At 64.7% G+C, this 17,007-nt stretch carries 14 protein-coding genes; 10 read left to right on the top strand and 4 right to left on the bottom strand.

From position 1 onward, the window contains the following. Window positions 1-50: 50 nt before the first annotated feature. From mnmG to ACEWQ0_RS10125, 3 genes are all read right to left on the bottom strand, one after another. Complete coding sequence (gene mnmG, locus ACEWQ0_RS10135) at window positions 51-1,931, bottom strand: tRNA uridine-5-carboxymethylaminomethyl(34) synthesis enzyme MnmG (protein ID WP_476485285.1); 1,881 nt, start codon at window positions 1,929-1,931, stop codon at window positions 51-53. A 100-nt stretch (window positions 1,932-2,031) separates the two neighbouring features. Further along, window positions 2,032-2,682, bottom strand: coding sequence for a hypothetical protein (locus ACEWQ0_RS10130; RefSeq protein WP_476481878.1), 651 nt, complete (start codon window positions 2,680-2,682; stop codon window positions 2,032-2,034). Window positions 2,683-2,703: 21 nt separating this feature from the next. Next, window positions 2,704-5,214, bottom strand: a complete 2,511-nt coding sequence (locus ACEWQ0_RS10125) for a penicillin-binding protein 1A (RefSeq protein WP_476481879.1) — start codon at window positions 5,212-5,214, stop codon at window positions 2,704-2,706. A gap of 223 nt (window positions 5,215-5,437) precedes the next feature. Here ACEWQ0_RS10125 and pilM point away from each other — a divergent pair, with 223 nt between their 5' ends. The 10 genes from pilM (at window position 5,438) to ACEWQ0_RS10075 (ending at window position 16,531) form a co-directional block, all read left to right on the top strand. Beyond that, a complete protein-coding gene (pilM, locus tag ACEWQ0_RS10120; RefSeq protein ID WP_476481880.1) occupies window positions 5,438-6,511 on the top strand; it encodes a type IV pilus assembly protein PilM in 1,074 nt (357 codons plus the stop codon). Beyond that, window positions 6,511-7,110, top strand: a complete 600-nt coding sequence (locus tag ACEWQ0_RS10115) for a PilN domain-containing protein (protein WP_476481881.1) — start codon at window positions 6,511-6,513, stop codon at window positions 7,108-7,110. Before pilM ends, ACEWQ0_RS10115 begins: the two co-directional genes overlap by 1 nt. Window positions 7,111-7,113: 3 nt before the next feature. Next, window positions 7,114-7,737 (top strand): type IV pilus inner membrane component PilO, encoded by a 624-nt coding sequence (locus tag ACEWQ0_RS10110; protein ID WP_476481882.1) that lies wholly within the window; start codon window positions 7,114-7,116, stop codon window positions 7,735-7,737. An 8-nt stretch (window positions 7,738-7,745) separates the two neighbouring features. Beyond that, window positions 7,746-8,276 (top strand): pilus assembly protein PilP, encoded by a 531-nt coding sequence (locus ACEWQ0_RS10105; protein ID WP_476481883.1) that lies wholly within the window; start codon window positions 7,746-7,748, stop codon window positions 8,274-8,276. A 65-nt stretch (window positions 8,277-8,341) separates the two neighbouring features. Next, entirely contained in the window at window positions 8,342-10,504 is a 2,163-nt protein-coding gene (locus ACEWQ0_RS10100; protein ID WP_476485284.1) for a type IV pilus secretin PilQ, read from the top strand. An 89-nt stretch (window positions 10,505-10,593) separates the two neighbouring features. Next, window positions 10,594-13,263, top strand: a complete 2,670-nt coding sequence (locus tag ACEWQ0_RS10095; RefSeq protein WP_476485283.1) for a hypothetical protein — start codon at window positions 10,594-10,596, stop codon at window positions 13,261-13,263. Window positions 13,264-13,348: 85 nt separating this feature from the next. Beyond that, window positions 13,349-14,131, top strand: coding sequence for an N-formylglutamate deformylase (hutG, locus tag ACEWQ0_RS10090; protein ID WP_476485282.1), 783 nt, complete (start codon window positions 13,349-13,351; stop codon window positions 14,129-14,131). Continuing rightward, complete coding sequence (locus ACEWQ0_RS10085; RefSeq protein WP_476485281.1) at window positions 14,128-15,483, top strand: formimidoylglutamate deiminase; 1,356 nt, start codon at window positions 14,128-14,130, stop codon at window positions 15,481-15,483. Before hutG ends, ACEWQ0_RS10085 begins: the two co-directional genes overlap by 4 nt. Continuing rightward, window positions 15,480-16,082 (top strand): DUF938 domain-containing protein, encoded by a 603-nt coding sequence (locus tag ACEWQ0_RS10080; RefSeq protein WP_476485280.1) that lies wholly within the window; start codon window positions 15,480-15,482, stop codon window positions 16,080-16,082. Before ACEWQ0_RS10085 ends, ACEWQ0_RS10080 begins: the two co-directional genes overlap by 4 nt. Then, complete coding sequence (locus tag ACEWQ0_RS10075; protein ID WP_476485279.1) at window positions 16,079-16,531, top strand: GAF domain-containing protein; 453 nt, start codon at window positions 16,079-16,081, stop codon at window positions 16,529-16,531. Before ACEWQ0_RS10080 ends, ACEWQ0_RS10075 begins: the two co-directional genes overlap by 4 nt. Here the strand turns inward: ACEWQ0_RS10075 and ACEWQ0_RS10070 are convergent. Beyond that, on the bottom strand, window positions 16,510-17,004 hold the full coding sequence (locus tag ACEWQ0_RS10070) for a SixA phosphatase family protein (RefSeq protein ID WP_476481890.1): 495 nt from the start codon (window positions 17,002-17,004) through the stop codon (window positions 16,510-16,512). The two genes, ACEWQ0_RS10075 and ACEWQ0_RS10070, sit on opposite strands and share 22 nt — an antisense overlap. Window positions 17,005-17,007: the final 3 nt, after the last annotated feature.

The following is a 17,007-nucleotide window of genomic DNA, read 5'->3' as shown; positions in this document are numbered from 1 at the left end:
CCGTGGTTCTCATGTTTTGCAGAGCAGCGCCGCGTCTGGTCGCCTGTTCGTCAGGCCGCGGCGCGGTGGCGCTTGAGATAGACCAGCAGCTGTGAGATGGCCGCCGGGGTCATGCCGGGAATGCGGCTGGCCTGATCGATGGTGGCCGGGCGGGTTTTCTCGAGTTTTTCCAGCAGCTCGGACGACAGCCCCTTGACCGTCTCGAAATCGAAGTCGTCCGGAATGGGTTTTGCGGCTGCACGGCGCTGACGCCTGATTTCCGCGCGCTGGCGATCGAGGTAGCCGGCGTAGCGGATCTGGATGGCGACCTGGCCGGCAACGTCGTCGAGCTCGACTCCCGGGCCGATTCCCTCGATCTCCATCAGCGCCGCATATTCGACTTCCGGTCGCCGCAGCAGCTCCTCGGCGGTGACGTCCTTGCGGATGTCGATATCCAGGGTTCGGGCCGCGCGCTGTGCCAGCTCGGACCGCGCCGGAACCCGCAGCGCGCTCAGGCGCGCGCGCTCGGCCTCGATGGCTTCCCGGCGAGCGCAGAAGCGACGCCAGCGCGTATCGTCGACCAGGCCGAGTTCGCGCCCGGTTTCGGTCAGCCGCAGATCGGCGTTGTCTTCGCGCAGGTGCAGGCGAAACTCGGCGCGGCTGGTGAACATCCGGTAGGGCTCGGGCGCGCCCTGGGTAATCAGATCGTCGATCAGCACGCCGATGTAGGCCTGGTCTCGCCCGGGCGTCCACGGCGCCTGTCCGCGCGCCTGACGTGCGGCATTCAGGCCGGCGATCAGGCCCTGTGCTGCAGCCTCTTCGTAGCCGGTGGTGCCGTTGATCTGACCGGCGTAGTACAGGCCGGCGAGGTGGCGCGTCTCGAGGCTGGCGCGGATTTCGCGCGGGTCGAAGAAGTCGTATTCGATGGCGTAGCCCGGCCGGGTGATGTGCGCATGCTCGAGGCCCTGGATGGAGCGCACCAGTTCGATCTGCACGTCGAAGGGCAGGCTGGTGGAAATGCCGTTGGGATACCACTCGTTCAGCCCCAGGCCCTCGGGCTCGAGAAAGACCTGGTGCGAGTCCTTGTCGGCGAAGCGCACTACCTTGTCTTCGATCGAGGGACAGTAGCGCGGGCCGCTGCTCTCGATCTGGCCGGCATACATCGGCGAGCGGTCGAGGTTGGCACGAATCAGGTCGTGCGTGGCCTGCCCGGTGCGCGTGACGTAGCACGAGACCTGCTCGGGGTGGTGGTCGCGTTCGCCCAGGAACGAAAACACGGGTCGATGCGCATCGCCGACCTGCTCCTCGAGCCGGGGCAGGTCGATGCTGCGCCCGTCCAGCCGCGGCGGGGTGCCGGTCTTGAGTCGGCCGACGCTGAAAGGCAACTCGCGCAGGCGTGCGGCCAGGGCGTTGGCCGGCGCGTCGCCGGCGCGGCCGCCGGCCAGTTGAGTCTCGCCGATGTGGATGCGGCCGCCGAGAAACGTGCCGGTGGTCAGCACCACCGCGGCCGCGCTGAACTCCAGGCCCATGGTCGTGCGCACGCCGGTGACGCGATCGCCTTTGACCACCAGGTCATCGACCGGCTGCTGGAACAGGGTGAGATTGTCCTGTGCCTCCACGGCCCGGCGGATGGCGTTGCGGTAGAGCGTGCGATCGGCCTGGCAGCGCGTGGCGCGAACCGCCGGCCCCTTGCGCGCGTTGAGGCGTCGCCACTGAATACCGGCAGCATCGGCCGCCTGGCCCATGATGCCGCCCAGCGCGTCGATTTCGCGCACGAGATGTCCCTTGCCGATACCGCCGATGGCCGGGTTGCAGCTCATCTGCCCGATGGTTTCGATCGCGTGGGTCACCAGAAGCGTGCGCGCACCCGTGCGTGCTGCGGCCAGCGCGGCCTCGGTGCCGGCATGGCCGCCGCCGATGACGATGACATCATAGCTGTCGGGATAGCGCATGAATCAATAGCCAAGTGCGTGATTAAGGGCGTATTTTAACCGTAATCCCGGGGGTGACGAAAGCCGCCGCTCCGGGCGGCTCCGGCGGCGGCCGGAGCGGTCATGTGCGCCAATCCGTCTGGCTTGCGTCAACGGCGGCGGAGTCCGCTTCGATCATGGCCTCCAGTTCGGGCAGGGCCATGCGCTGCTGGGGGCGGCCGTCGACCGGGCTGGGTGGTGCCTGGCGTGCCTGTGGCCCGATCATCTGGATCAGCTCGACCACGTGGCCGCCGCCTTCCAGGACCACGATTTCGAGATCGCGTGCGCTGCCGTCATGCCATCGTATGCGCCGGGTTTCCTGGCTGAAGGGCAGGTGACGCTCCATCAGGAAGTGCACGATGGCGTCGGGGTCGTCGCTGAACACGTGCAGGCTGATGCGCGAGTGCTCGTCTGCGGTGCCGTCAAGAACCGGGCCGACCAGGCGAGGCCGGAAGGGGGCGAACAGACGCATGGCCGAGGCCGCCGCTGAGCGCAACTCGAGCAGATTTGCCGAATGCTCGACCCCGCCGTAGAGGCTTTGCCATTCACGCAGGGCACGCTCGACCTCGCTGTTGGACGGCAGGCCCGTTCTTGACGAGGCGCCCACCCGCCGGGCGGCTTTTTCCTTGGCGGCCAGATAGCTCTTCTGGCCCTCGGTCGCGATGATGCGCGCGGCTTCGGCAGCGACTTCCTGCCGGATTCGGCTGTTACGCATGATGTGTCTTTCGCTCATGATCAGACCCTCCCGGACACGCTAGAAAACCCGGTAGGGGTCGGTTTCCTTCCCGCCGGCCTTGTCGTCTGCCATCGGCGGCAGATTGTCGCTGTGGAACCACTCCGGGATGGCGCCGGGTGTTCCGGGGCGGGCGCGCAGACCCGTTTCCGGGTCGATCAGCGCCCGGGAGATGCCCACCGGCACCGGCCGATGGGCTTCGGGGCGACCCTCCAGTGCAATCTGCATGAAGTTCACCCACAGCGGCAGGGCAGTGCGGGCCCCCTGTTCCTGGCGTCCCAGTGATTCGTTGCTGTCCATGCCGACCCACACAACGGTGACGATGTTTCCGCCGTAACCGGCGAACCAGGTGTCACGCTGATCATTGGTGGTGCCGGTCTTGCCCGCCAGGTCGTCGCGCCCCAGGGCCAGCGCCCGGCGCCCGGTGCCATGGCGGATGACGTCGCGCATCATGGAGTCGATCAGCCAGCTGGTCTGGGCGCTGAGCGCGCGCTCAGCGCCGGTCGGGCGCGGCGGGCCGATGAGTTCGCGGCCGGAGTCCACTGGTTCTTCCATGTCGGGCGACTCGCTGCCTGCAAGCTCGGGCCGGCGCAGGCGCGGGGCGTTCTTTTCCTCGACTGATGGCGGCGCCACGGCGTCGGCTGCGGTCGGGTTTGGTGGCGGTATGTCGGCGCAGTGCTCGCAAGGCAGTGCCCACTCGGTTGCGAACAGTGTTTCACCGTCGCTGTCGCCAATGCTGTAGAGATACTCGGGCTCGATGCGGTAACCGCCGTTGGCAAAGGGGGCAAGGGCGGAGGTCAGCTTCAGCGGCGACATCGATGCGCTGCCCAGAGCCATGGAGGGGCCGTTGGGCAGCTGTTCGCGATCGAAGCCGAAACGGGTGATGTAGTCGCGCCCGTAATCTACGCCCATATCCATCAACAGGCGCACGCTGACCAGGTTACGGGAGTTGACCATCGCCTCGCGCAGTCGGGTCGGGCCGAAGAAGCGGTGGCTGAAGTTGGTCGGTTTCCATGCGCGCTCCATCGACGGATCATTGACCACAACCGGAGCATCGTTGACCCGTGAGGCGGGCGTGTAGCCGTGATCCAGCGCCGCGGAATAGATGAAGGGCTTGAACGCCGAGCCTGGCTGCCGGCGGCTTTGTGTGGCGCGATTGAACTGGCTGTGGGCAAAATCGAGCCCGCCGACCAGGGCGAGGATTTCGCCGGTTTCAGCGTTCATGCTCACCAGCGCGCTTTCGGCCTGCGGCAGCTGTGCCAGCTGCCAGCTGCCATCGTTCTTGCGCAGCCGCACGATGTCGCCGGCGGCCACGACATCAGCGGGTGTTTCCGGCGCCGCGCCGGTTGCATCACTGCTGATGAACGGGCGAGCCCAGGACAGGGCTTCGAACGGCAGCGTTACCGAACTGCCATCGGCCAGCTGCAGGTAGGCGGCCTTCTCGTCGGTCGACAGCACCGCCGCCGGCTGCAGCCCGGCAATCGGTCGCATCGATTCGAGGCGTTCCGATACCGCCTCGGAATCATCGAGCCCGGCGGCATCGATCCGGTCTTCCGGCCCACGCCAGCCATGGCGACGGTCATAGGTCAACAGGCCCTCGCGGACGACCTGATTGGCTGCTCGCTGCAGGCGGCCCCGAATGGTCGTCCGTGCCACCAGTCCGTCATTGTAGGCCGCTTCCGAGCCGACCAGATCGACGACATTCTGCCGCACCATTTCCGCCACCCAGGGTGACTCGAGCTCGACGATCGGACCGTGATAACTGGCGCTGTTGGGCTGAGCCAGCGCCAGGCGATATTGCGGTTCGGTAATGTGCCCCAGCTCGAGCATGCGCCCGAGAATCCAGTCGCGACGTCCCATCGCCTGCGCCGGCCCGGAAATCGGATTGTTGCGCGACGGCGCCTTGGGCAGGCCGGCAATCATGGCGGTCTCGGCCAGCGTGAGCTCGTCGAGCCGCTTGCCGTAGTAGACCTGGGCGGCGGCGGCCACGCCGTAGGCGCGATGCCCGAGAAACTCCTTGTTGAGGTAGAGCTCGAGAATCTCGTCCTTGCTCAACTCCCGCTCGATCTTGAAGGCAAGCAGCATCTCGCGTAGTTTTCGCGTGACCGAGTAATCGGTCGACAGGAAAAAGCGCCGCGCCACCTGCTGGGTGATGGTCGATCCTCCGGGAACCCGACCCTGGCCCATGCTCAAGGCATACAGCCAGACCGCACGCGCCGTTCCCCGCCAGTCCACCCCGGGGTGGCTGTAGAATCGGTCGTCCTCGGCAGAAAGGAATGCCTGGACAAGTTGCTCGGGCATCTGATCGAGCGCGACCGGCCGGCGGCGCTGCTCGCCGATCTCGGCCATGAGCTCGTCATCGGCCGAGTAGATCCGCAGCGGGACCTGCAGCTGCACGTCCCGAAGCGACTCGACCGGGGGCAGGGACGGAACGATCGTCAGCCAGATGACAAGAGCGCCAATTGCTGCGAGAATGAACAGCAGCAAAAACAGGCGGATAGAAAAAACTATTAAAGGCTTTATTCGGGCCATCAGTTATGGTAAATGTAGGCACAGTGAAGACAGGGCAATGCACGTCTTGGACGGGAACCGAGGGCAAAAGTGCCCGTGAACTGAGGTCCGGACGACCTTCGATCAGAGGGTAGCACGACTTGTACCTGGCGAGACCGGCACTGTGAGGGGTAGTGTCCGGTCGGCCAACAAAGCACGAGCCAGTCATGAACGGCCGGCCGACCAGAGGGCGAAAGACAACAACATGAGCAACTTTCTGAGAAAGCTGTTGGGCGCCGCGCCGCCGCCTTTACTGGGCGTCGATATCGGCACCAGCAGCATCAAGGTGCTGCAGTTGGGCAGCAGCGGTTCAAGCTATCGCGTCGAAGCGTTTGCCATCGAGCAAACGCCCGACGGCTCGATCAGCGAGGGCACCATCACCGACACCGATCGCGTGGCCGAGGCGGTCAAGCGTGCCATCAAGCGCTCGCGCGCCAAGGCCAGGGACTGCGCCATGGCCGTCAGCGGTTCGGCGGTCATTACCAAGGTCATCAACCTGCCATCGGATCTTTCCGAGGACGATATCGAGGCCCAGATCGAGGTCGAGGCGGGGCAATACATCCCCTACCCGCGCGATGAGGTTAGCCTGGATTTCGAGGTTCTGGGGCCCGCTCCGCGCAGTGCCGAGCTTGTCGAGATCCTGCTCGCAGCCTCCAAGACCGAACATGTCGATCTGTGTCGCGAGGTGGCCGAGCTGGCGGGGCTGGGTCTCAGGGTCGTCGATGTCGAGTCCTACGCCATCGCCAACGCCTTCGATCTGGTACGCAGGCATGCAGGGATCGACGAAGGCGAGGCGATCGGAGTGCTGAATATGGGCGCGACCGCATCCACGTTCATCGCGCTTCGCGGCAATCGCACGATCTACAGCCGCGAGCATGCCTTCGGCGGGCAGCAGCTGGTCGACGATTGCATGCGGCGCTACGGCATGGATTCGGAGCAGGCGGCCTTTCTGCAGCGCGGCGAGACCCCGCCGGCCGGATTCGAGGACGAGATCCTGGAGCCATTCCGCGAGAACGTGATCCAGGAGATCAGCCGTGCGCTGCAGTTCTACTCCTCTTCCAGCGATTACTCCGGAATCAACACGTTGTTCCTGACCGGCGGGGCGGCGTCCACACCCGGCCTGGCCGAAGCGGTCGGTGACGAGGTTGGCATTTCCTGCGAGGTGGCCGACCCCGTCGAGGGCATGCGCCTGGCGCCGTCCATCGATGCCGCCCGCCTTGAACGTGTGCGGCCGGCACTGACTACAGCCTGCGGGCTGGCCTTGCGGGGGTTTGACTGATGGCCAGAATCAATCTGCTGCCCTGGCGCGAGAATCTGCGCCGGGAACGACAGCGAAACTTCATGATTGCACTGGCCGCCACGGCCGTGGTGGCAATTCTTCTGGTATTCGCCGGCTCTTATATGGTCGAGCGCGAGATCAGCGGGCAGGATGATCGCAATCAATATCTGCAGAATGAAATCCGCACGCTCGACCGCGAGATCGCGACCATCGAGAAGCTCGAGGCCAAGCGTGATGATCTGCTGCAGCGAAAGGAAGTGATCGAGCGCTTGCAGGAGAATCGATCGATGATGGTGCATCTGTTCAATTCGCTGGCCCAGACCGTGCCTGAAGGGATCCGCCTCAATTCGGTAGGGCAGTCCGGCGAGCGCCTGACCATTCGCGGAACAGCGCAGTCGGAGACCCGGGTGTCCGATTACATGCGCAATATCGAGCGTGCTGAATGGATGCATGATCCGGAGCTGAGCATCATCGAGGCGATCGAGCAGTCCGATTCCGGCTTTGAACCTTATCGCTTCGAGCTGCGTGCCCGGATTGCATCACCCAAGACGGTGGCGCAGGAAGAGGCCGCTGCAGAAGCGCTGGAAAAGGAGGCCTGACCAATGGATCTGTCTGAACTCAGAGACCTGGATTTCAGCAACATCGGTTCGGCCTCCACGGGCGTCAAGGTGTTTTTGCTGGCGGTGCTTACGGTCGTCATCCTGGTGGGTGGTTATTTCTACATCGTCAAGGGCAAGCTCGAAACGCTCGAGCGGCGCGAGCACACCGAGCGTCAGCTCAAGCAGGAGTTCGAGGTCAAGGCGGAGAAGGCAGCCAACCTGTCGGCCTACGAACAGCAGCTGGCCGAGATGGAGGAAATGCTCGAAGCGATGCTTCTCCAGCTGCCGTCGAAAACCGAGATGCCGGCGCTGTTGGTCGATATTTCGCAGACCGCACTGGGTGCCGGCATCGACAACGAACTGTTCGAACCCCAGTCGGAAATCAAGCGCGACTTCTACGCCGAGCAGCCCATCAAAGTGCGCCTGGTGGGCAACTATCATCAGTTCGGCAGCTTCGTCAGCACGGTTGCATCGTTGTCGCGTGTAGTCATCCTGACCATGAGCGATATTTCGCTTGAGCCGGTCGAGGGTTCTCAGGGGCGACTCAGGTTGCAGGGCGTGGTCAACACCTATCGTTATCTCGACGAGACCGAGGGTGGGGCCGTCTCGGCAGGAGGCGTACGATGAGCTCGAGCATGCGAAATCTGTTGCTTCTGGCAATGATCGTGTTGCTGGCCGGGTGTCAGCGAGGAACCGGTGATCTGGAAGACTGGACGGCTCAGGTACGCGCCCGCGAGCCGGATCCGATCGAGCCGATTCCGCCGATTCGCACGCCGGAGCCGGTGACTTACGATGCGATGGGCCTGCGTGATCCCTTCCAGCCGGCTCGAAGCGAAAGCGAGGACGAGGAAGAGATCAGCGAAGAAGCCCGTGAAGAGGGTGGTGGGCTGCGACCCGATCCCAATCGACGCAAGGAGTATCTCGAGAGTTTCCCTCTCGATACGCTGGCGATGGTTGGCACGTTGACCATGGAAGGTGTCCAGTACGCACTCATCGAAGACAACGAGGAAGTGGTCCATCGAGTGCGGGAGGGCAATTACATGGGACAGAACCATGGCCTGGTCACAGACATCAGTGCCAGTCGGGTCGAGGTGCGTGAACTTGTGCAGGATGGTCGTGGCGGCTGGTCAGAACGCCGGGTACGCGTGACCATGGCAGAAGACTAATGAATACCGGTAAGGAATTGAACATCATGAGCAAGTCTTCATGGGCGATGAACGGGAGATGGGCAATGAACAGCAGTAGCAAAGCGCTAACGCTTCTGGTCGGGCTGTTCTGGATGGTTTCCATGGCCCAGGCCACGGAGTTGACCGATATCCAGGTCGAGAGCGGAACCGACGAGGTTCGTTTCATACTCGAGCTGGACGGCGAGCCGGGCGAACCATCTGTATTCACCACCGAGCAGCCGCCGCGAATTGTGCTTGAGCTGCCCGACACGAACTCCCGCGTGAATGCCTCCAGGGTGCCGGTCGGTGCAGGCCCGGCGCGCAGCTACACGGCGCTGAGCGCCGGAGGGCGTACCCGCCTGGTGGTCGATATGGCTCGCAGCGCTCCCTACGATGTCGAGGTCAGCGGCAGTCGTGTCACCCTGGCGGTCCAGTCCAGCGGTGCCGGCACCACCGCCACGGCCGTGGCCAGCGCAGAGGGCACCGCTTCGTCGGCGAGCACCGAACATTTCGAGGTAACGGGCATCGACTTTCGCCGCGGAGCGAATGGTGAGAGTCGGGTGTTTGTCGACATGAACCGTCCGGGAGTCAATATCTCGGTCAGCGAACAGACCGGCGGCCTGCGCGTGGTGTTGTTCAACAGCGAACTGCCCGATGATCTTTACCAGCGCCTCGACGTCACCGACTTTGCCACCCCGGCGCAGATGATCACGCCGGAGCAGCGCGGTGACAATGTGCGCCTGAATGTTGAAGTGGCCGGGGCCTACGAGCACCTCGCCTACCAGTCCGACGGCCAGGTCGTGGTCGAGCTCAGTCAGCCGGAAGAGAAAACGCCGCAGGATCGCGAGCTCACATTCTTCGAGGATCGCGACTATCAGGGCAACCGCATGTCGCTGCACTTCCAGGATATTCCGGTGCGCTCGGTGTTGTCGTTGATCGCCGATGTGTCGCAGCGCAACATCGTGGTTTCGGACTCGGTCAGCGGCAATCTGACGCTGCGCCTGACCAACGTGCCCTGGGATCAGGCGCTTGATATCGTGCTCGAGACCAAGAACCTCGACATGCGCGAATCCGGTAACGTCATCTGGATTGCGCCCACCCAGGAGATTGCCCAGCGTGAACAGGCCATTCTGCAGGCCCGCGCCGAGCGCCAGACGCTTGAGCCGCTGCGCACGGCAATCCTCCCGCTGAGCTACGCTGATGCCGGCGAGATGGCCGCCTTGATCCAGTCGGCCTCGGGTGGTGCCGGCGAAGAGGCTGGCGGCGGCTCGACCGGCCTGCTCTCGCCGAGGGGCTCGGTCACCATTGATCAGCGCACCAATACTCTGCTGGTCAACGACACGGCCGATCGCATCGATGCTGTTCGGGAGCTGGTTGCTGATCTCGATCGCCCGGTTCGTCAGGTGCTCATCGAGTCACGCATTGTCATTGCGCGCAGCGACTTCAATCACCAGCTCGGCGTCCGCTTCGGTGTCACCGGCGCGCGCCAGGATTCCCGCGGCAACCTCTACACCATGGCCTCGACCAACGAAGGCACCGATCAGATGGTGCGCGATGGCCTGGCCAATCGCCGCTCGGGCAGCGGCTCGAGCACGCCGGTGGATCTACCGAGCCTGAGCGACCGCCTCAACGTCAACCTGCCCGTTGCCAACCCGGCCGGAAGCCTTGGCTTCAGCGTGCTTGCTGCCGATGTGCTGCTCGATCTGGAACTCAGCGCGCTGGAAAGCGAAGGCCGCGGCGAAATCATTTCCACGCCGCGAGTGATCACCGCCAACCAGGCTGAAGCCTATGTGCTGCAGGGCGTGGAGATTCCGTACGAATCAACCCAGGGTGGCTCCATGGCCGGCGCCATCAACGTCGAGTTCAAGGAAGCCGTCCTCGAGCTTCGCGCGACGCCACTGATCACGCCGGACAACCGTGTTCAGCTCCAGCTTCAGGTCAAGCAGGACACGGTGGGTGAGCTCTACCCCAACGGGCGCGGCGGTTTCATTCCCTCGATCGACACCCGCGAGCTGTCGACGCGAATCCTGGTCGACAACGGCCAGACCGTGGTATTGGGCGGAATCTTCCAGGAGGAGCGCTCCTATCAGGAGCAGAAGGTGCCGGTTCTCGGCGACGTGCCGGTCCTTGGAGGCCTGTTCCGGCAGCGTGGAACCGAGGATCTCAAACGGGAGCTCCTGATTTTCGTGACGCCGTCCATTCTTGATGAGCGCGTATCGGCTGACTGATGCTGCAGCGCAGCAACGTAGCCACGAACAAAGCAGCCATGAACAAAGCAGCGATGAACACCACATCAAAAAACTCGGGATTGAGATTCATGAAGACAATCAGATACGGAATCATTCTGGCAGCGACTGCCCTGCTTGCGGCCTGCGGGGGCAGCTCTTCAGGCAGCTTCGATAACGGTGGTTCGGCGAGCATGAGTATTGCGGTCGAGTCCAGCCAGGTGGCCACCAACAGTTCCATTCAGGTCACGGTACGCTTTCGTGCCGCCGACGGCTCGGCCGTGGCCGACGGAACCGAGGTCACCCTCAACTCCAGTAATGCCAATCGCGGCGTCGTTTCGGCGATGGGTGAGTCCTCGGGCGCTTCTGCCAGCACCACTACCAGCGGTGGCCAGGCCAATTTCAACTTCACCGCACGCTCGAACACCGGCAGCGTCACGCTCACCGCCTCTGCTGCCAACCCCAGCGGTGCCGGAACGGTTTCCGCCACGCGTGAGATCGAAGTGATCGAGGACCCGGGTGCCGAGGGACGGCTGCAGGTCACGGGTGCCCGCACCATGCCGCCCAACACCGAAGGCGTGGAGATATTCATGGGCTCTCCCTTCATCAACGAGCTTACCGTGCGCTACCGCAACGCCGATGGCAGTGCCGGCAGCGTCACCGACGGCAAGATTGCCGTGGGCATCTCACCGGTGAGTCGGGCAGCCTATTCCACCCTGGATGATCCTGAAACCGAAGACATCAACGAGTTCTACGTATTGATGGGCAATGGCCCGGTCAATATGGCGGCAGGCGTGGCCACCATCTTTGTCCACAGCGATACGCAGCCGGGCCCGGTGACGGTGACCGTATCGGCCCAGGACGCCACCACCGGAGATACCTTCTCCGAGGACTTCGAAATCCAGATTGCCGAGGGCGCCGCAGACTTTCTGCCGGCCAATCTTGACTTCTCGGTGCCTACCGACCCGATTTACATTACCGGCTCGGGTGGCAGCACGAGCAAGAACATGACTCTGTTCGTCGATGACTCCGGCGGCAACCCAGTGCCCAACCCCGAAGGCGGTGGTGCCGGATTCAACAACGTGACCCTGACCCTCGACGCCCCCGGCGACAGTCAGGCCCGGCTGAGCGGGACGGGGGCTTCCGGGTCGGTCAGCGGCAGCGAGATTGACGTCCAGTCAGTCAATGGCGTGGTGAATTTCTCCCTCAACGGCGCCACGGAAACCGGCGGCCACAGGATCACGGCGACCGCCGACCGGGCCGACAACAACGTCGACAATGATTTGCTCGACCCGATTACCGCCGAAACCACGGTCAAGGTAGGCGACGGCCGGCTGTTCAGCCTCGAAATCGTCAGCCCCTCGGTCAGTGCCATCCATGCCAATAATACGGTGGGCACCATCATCACTGATGAAGAGCCCGATATTGATCCGGACACGGGCGTGGTCATTCCGCCCAGCGCCGACGGCACCTATTCCCTGACCGTCACCGCGCAAGGCAAGGACCAGGCCGGCAATCCGGTGCTTTCCGGTACGCCCATTGATTTTGGCAAGATCGACGCGCCGTTGACGAAGACGCTGCCGCGTGAGTTCGTGTTTTCAGGCAGCGACGGCAATCCCGAGGAAGGTGGCAATCTGTTCAGCGCCCAGAACCCGCCGGACGGCTTCTTGCCCAGCGCGCCGGATGTTGACGAGGCAGTGGAGCCGGGCGACACCCTGGTGCTGCTGGGCAAGGATATTCCCGGCAACCGCGAACACGAAGCCGCTCGAACCGTGGCCAGCGTGGTTGACAACCGCACCGTCACGGTCACCGAGGACTTCAATCCCAATAACGGCAGCGGTGTCATCGTCGACGATAGCTTCGTCATTCCCTGGGTGATCGGTCGCGCGCGTTTCGGCGCAATCGACAGTCAGGCCAATCTGAGCACCCAGGGACGCGGATCGGTCAAGCTGACCTATCCCATCAGCGCCGTGGGGCGTCCGTTGGTGATCTGGGGGCAGGGCCACCGGGTCGAAGACGGCGGCAACAAGACCGTGGGTCGTGTTCATGCGATGACTTTCCCGGGTATTGCGCCGGCGCAGCTGTCGGCCACGCCCTCGTCAATTCAGGGCAACTCGACGACCACCGTGCGGCTGTGCTACACGGACGCGTTGAATGCGCCCATCAACAACGTGTTCATCCGCGGCGATCTGGTCGAGGGCCCGGCCAGCGGTAGGCTGGATGGACGGGCCATGCCGGCCACGACCGAAATGCCGACTGGCTCCAGCGGCAACGGCTGCACCGTCACCGAAGTCAACACCAGCGGCATGCTGCCCGAAGGTGACGAGTCACTGATTCGCTTCAGCGCCGGTAGCGCAACGGCGGACGTCAAGGTGGTGCCACCGGGCTCGGCCATGCTTCAGGTCAGCCCGTCCAGCTACACTGATCCGAGTGATAGCGTCGTGAGTGTAAGCCTGACGCTGACTCTGCTGGCCAGCGGCGGCGATCCGATGCCTGGCGTTGACCTGGTCGGCGAATGCAGCGCTGACGACGGCGGTACTCTGAAGCTGACGTCTGGCCCCGGCGTGACCGACGCCGACGGCAGGACAAACGCCCGCGTAGAAGTTGGGCTCACGGAATGCACCGGTGATCCTGATTCCGAGGGCTTCCCGCGCCTGGGCCGCTGTACATTCACCACATCCAGTGGCTCGCCGGTGGGCACTTTTGTCGCTACTGGCGTCAATGCCAGCGCCAGCGGGGTCTCACCACCTTGCACGCCCTGAGGGGGCTGAGGGGCCATCTGTCCACGAAACCCAAGGCCCGGCACTGCCGGGCCTTCTTTTTGCCGGGAAGCAGTACAATGGCGGCATGCTTCACGATGACCGTTCCGGCAGCACGCCGCTGCTTGTCAATGTTCCCCACGCGGGTGTCGAACTGCCGCCAGAGCTGGCCTCCCGGCTGAGTGGCAACAGCCGTGAGCTGCCCGACACCGACTGGCATGTGCATCGATTGGCCGAGGCAGCCGCCGGATCGGAAGTCTCGGTGTTGTGCGCCCGTTATTCCCGCTACGTGATCGACCTCAATCGCGGCAGCGACGACAAGCCGCTGTATGCCGGCGCAACCACTGGCCTGGTGCCTACCGTGAATTTCGACGGTTCACCGGTCTATGGTGAAAGCCCGCCCGACGAGGAAGAAGTCGACGCGCGCATCGAACGCTATTGGCGGCCCTACCACCACAAGCTCTCCGCCGAGCTCGAAGCCCTGCGCCGCCGCCACGGCTTTGCGGTGCTGCTTGACCTGCACTCGATCCGCAGCGCCATTCCCCGACTGTTCGAGGGTCGGTTGCCCGACCTCAATCTGGGCACCTTTGAAGGCCGGAGTTGCGACCCCGAACTGCAACAGCGGGCGGCCGACTTGCTGGCCGGCGCAAGCGGGTTCTCCAGCGTGGTCAACGGCCGCTTCAAGGGCGGGTTCATCACCCGTCACTACGGTCGTCCGGAGGCAGGCGTACACGCGCTGCAGCTCGAGATTGCCCAGGCCTGCTACATGGACGAGTCACGACCCCGAGACTGGGACCCGACCGCCGCTGCTCCGCTGATCGCGCAGCTGAAGCAGCTCATCGATACGCTCTCGCAATGGCGCCCGGCATGACGCAAAGGCTGTACTGTTCACGGGTTCTCCTGGCCACGGGCTGGCGTGAGGACGTCACCCTGGAAATCGACGCCAATGGCGTCATCACCTCGGTCATCCCCGGCTGCGCCGAAGGCGCCGAGCGCCTGTCCGGGCCGGTGCTGCCGGGCATGGTCAACGTCCACTCGCATATTCACCAGCGACTGATTGCCGGCCTGACCGGCCGCAGCGCCGGGGCGGAGGACAGCTTCTGGAGCTGGCGCGAGCGCATGTACAAGGCCGTCGGCCTGCTCACAGGCGAAGATTTTCGCGCCCTGGCGGCCTGGGGCTTCATCGAGCTGCTCGAAGGCGGCTACACCACCACCGGCGAGTTTCACTATCCGCATGGCCTGGGCGGGCAGCAGCCTGCCCAGACCGCCGGGCAGGTGCTCGACGCGGCTCAGCAGGCCGGCTGCGCCCTGACCCTGCTGCCGGTCTGGTATCGCTACGGCGGCTTTGGCCGCCAGCCGCTCGGCGAGCGCCAGCGGGCCTTCGGCATGGAGCTCGAGCAGATCGTCGAGCTGGTGACCTCTCTCCAGCGCGAGGCCGGCGGCCTGCAGCGCATCGGCGTGGCGCCGCATTCCCTGCGCGCCGTCGACGCGCGCGATCTGCCGCAGCTTCTGAAAGGCATCGGCGAGGGGCCGGTTCACCTGCACATCTCCGAACAGCCCGCGGAAGTGGCGAGCTGCCTCAAGCACCACGACCAACGCCCGATCGACTGGCTCCTTGAGCACGTCGACATCGACAGCCGCTGGTGCCTGATTCACGCCACCCACGCCAGCGAAGACGAAATGCAGGCCCTGGCTGAACGCTCGGCGCTGGTAGGCATCTGCCCCACCACCGAGGCCGATCTCGGCGACGGCCTGTTTCCCGTGCGTGAATATCTCGATCATGGCGGCCGCGTTGCCGTCGGCTCCGACAGCAACCTGGTAATGTCGGCCGCCGAGGAGCTGCGCCTGCTCGAGTGGGGGCAGCGGCTGCGCCTGCACCAGCGCAACGTGCTCTGCGACGCCGACGAGCATGTCGGCACCGGGCTGTGGCGGCAGGCGGCCGCCAGCGGTGCCGCCGCGCTCGAGCAGCCGGCCGGCGCTCTCGAACCGGGCCGGCGCGCCGATCTGGTGGTCCTGAACGACGCCCATTCGCTGCTCGCCGGTTTGCCGGCGCCCGAGATGCTCGACAGCTTCATCTTCGCGCACGCCGCCGGCATGATCGATCAGGTCCGGGTCGGCGGCCAGACGCTTGTATCCGCAGGCCGCCATCCGGGCAGGGCGGCACTGGAGGCGCGCGTGGCCGATCTTCGTCGCCGGCTCGTCGAGGCCACGGCATCTGCATGAGCTCGGGCCCGCCCCATTCTCCGGCGGCCGAGCGCAACCGCCGGCCCATTGGCGAGGTTCTGCAGCGCTGGCTCGAACCCGACGCGCGCGTGCTCGAGATCGGCGCCGGCAGCGGCCAGCACGCCGCCTGGTTCCATTCCCTGCTGCCCGGAGTGACCTGGCAGGCCAGCGATCTGTCTGAAAACCTGCCCGCGATCCGCGCCCGCCTGAGCGCCGAGGCGCCCGATCTGCCGGCGCCGCTGGCGCTGGACGTGATGGCGACCCGGGACTGGCCTGATGGTCCGTGGGATGCCGTGTACACGGCCAACACCGTGCACATCATGCCCTGGGAGTGCACGCCGGTGCTGCTCCAGCGTGCAGCCGAGCGAGTGCGCCCGGGCGGCCTGCTGGTGATCTACGGCCCCTTCCGCGACGGCGAGCGCTTCGATACGGACAGCAACCGACGCTTCCATCAGCAGCTGGGCTCGACCGACCCGGCCATGGGCCTTCGCGACATCGGGCAGGTTCACCGCGAAGCGGAATCCTGTGGCTGGACGTCCGAGGCTGAAATTGCCATGCCGGCCAATAATCGAATCGTGATCTTCAGGAGACAACAATGAGCGTCAACTATGATGAGCTGGCCCGGCAGGCCGAAGGGCTGCTGTCCGGGCAGAAGCACCGCATTGCCAACGCCGCCAACCTGAGCGCGCTGATCTACCACGCGCTGCCCGAGGTCAACTGGGTCGGCTTCTATTTTCTCGAAGGCGACGAGCTGATCGTCGGCCCGTTTCAGGGGCAGCCGGCCTGCGTACGCATCGCCATGGGCGAGGGCGTGTGCGGCACGGCGGCGGCCACCCGGTCAACGCAGCGCGTCGAGGACGTTCAGGCTTTCGAGGGGCACATCGCTTGCGACCCGGTTTCGCGCTCGGAAGTGGTGGTGCCGCTGATTGTCGACGACCAGGTCATTGGCGTGCTCGATCTCGACAGCCCGCGGCGCGGTCGCTTTGACGAGGCCGATCAGCGCGGGCTGGAAAAGCTGGCGGAAGCCTACGTCAAGTCGCTGGGCTGAACCAGCGTGCGGATTTGCCCGCAGCCGGGCGCGGGTGGCATGTCGGCATCGATGATGACCAGCGTGCCGGGCTGGATGCCCAGACGCGGGCGCTGGTTGGTGAGCCACTGCACCAGCCACTCGAAACCGGGGTTGTGGCCGGTCAGCAGCAGTGATTCGGCGTCCTGATGCTTTTTCAGAATGCCGACCAGATCCTCCTCGAGCGCCTCCCACAGGTCCGGCTCGACAATGTGCTCGGGCCCTTCGAGCCCATCGAGCATCAGCTGCGTCGTTTCGCGGGTGCGCACCGCAGGAGAAACACGCACGGTCGACGGAACGTCCAGACCCGACTGCTGAATCCACTCCCCCAATTTGCGCGCGGTTTCGCGACCGGACTCGGTCAGCGGGCGCTCCTGATCCTTCTGGTCGCGCGCAGCCGAGCAGGCGCGCGCATGACGTAACAGCCACAGCTCCATCCGGGCAGGCCTCTCCATTGA

It is taken from the genome of Wenzhouxiangella sp. YN9 (assembly GCF_056324165.1).
This window is presented reverse-complemented; position numbering and strand designations above follow the sequence as displayed.

Coding starts and splice junctions, on each gene's coding strand:
- ACEWQ0_RS10105 (WP_476481883.1), top strand. CDS start 7,746: ATGCGAAATCTGTTGCTTCTGGCAATGATCGTGTTGCTGGCCGGGTGT.
- hutG (WP_476485282.1), top strand. CDS start 13,349: ATGCTTCACGATGACCGTTCCGGCAGCACGCCGCTGCTTGTCAATGTT.
- ACEWQ0_RS10125 (WP_476481879.1), bottom strand. CDS start 5,214: ATGGCCCGAATAAAGCCTTTAATAGTTTTTTCTATCCGCCTGTTTTTG.
- ACEWQ0_RS10095 (WP_476485283.1), top strand. CDS start 10,594: ATGAAGACAATCAGATACGGAATCATTCTGGCAGCGACTGCCCTGCTT.
- ACEWQ0_RS10085 (WP_476485281.1), top strand. CDS start 14,128: ATGACGCAAAGGCTGTACTGTTCACGGGTTCTCCTGGCCACGGGCTGG.
- pilM (WP_476481880.1), top strand. CDS start 5,438: ATGAGCAACTTTCTGAGAAAGCTGTTGGGCGCCGCGCCGCCGCCTTTA.
- ACEWQ0_RS10080 (WP_476485280.1), top strand. CDS start 15,480: ATGAGCTCGGGCCCGCCCCATTCTCCGGCGGCCGAGCGCAACCGCCGG.
- ACEWQ0_RS10070 (WP_476481890.1), bottom strand. CDS start 17,004: ATGGAGAGGCCTGCCCGGATGGAGCTGTGGCTGTTACGTCATGCGCGC.
- mnmG (WP_476485285.1), bottom strand. CDS start 1,931: ATGCGCTATCCCGACAGCTATGATGTCATCGTCATCGGCGGCGGCCAT.
- ACEWQ0_RS10115 (WP_476481881.1), top strand. CDS start 6,511: ATGGCCAGAATCAATCTGCTGCCCTGGCGCGAGAATCTGCGCCGGGAA.
- ACEWQ0_RS10110 (WP_476481882.1), top strand. CDS start 7,114: ATGGATCTGTCTGAACTCAGAGACCTGGATTTCAGCAACATCGGTTCG.
- ACEWQ0_RS10075 (WP_476485279.1), top strand. CDS start 16,079: ATGAGCGTCAACTATGATGAGCTGGCCCGGCAGGCCGAAGGGCTGCTG.
- ACEWQ0_RS10100 (WP_476485284.1), top strand. CDS start 8,342: ATGAACAGCAGTAGCAAAGCGCTAACGCTTCTGGTCGGGCTGTTCTGG.
- ACEWQ0_RS10130 (WP_476481878.1), bottom strand. CDS start 2,682: ATGAGCGAAAGACACATCATGCGTAACAGCCGAATCCGGCAGGAAGTC.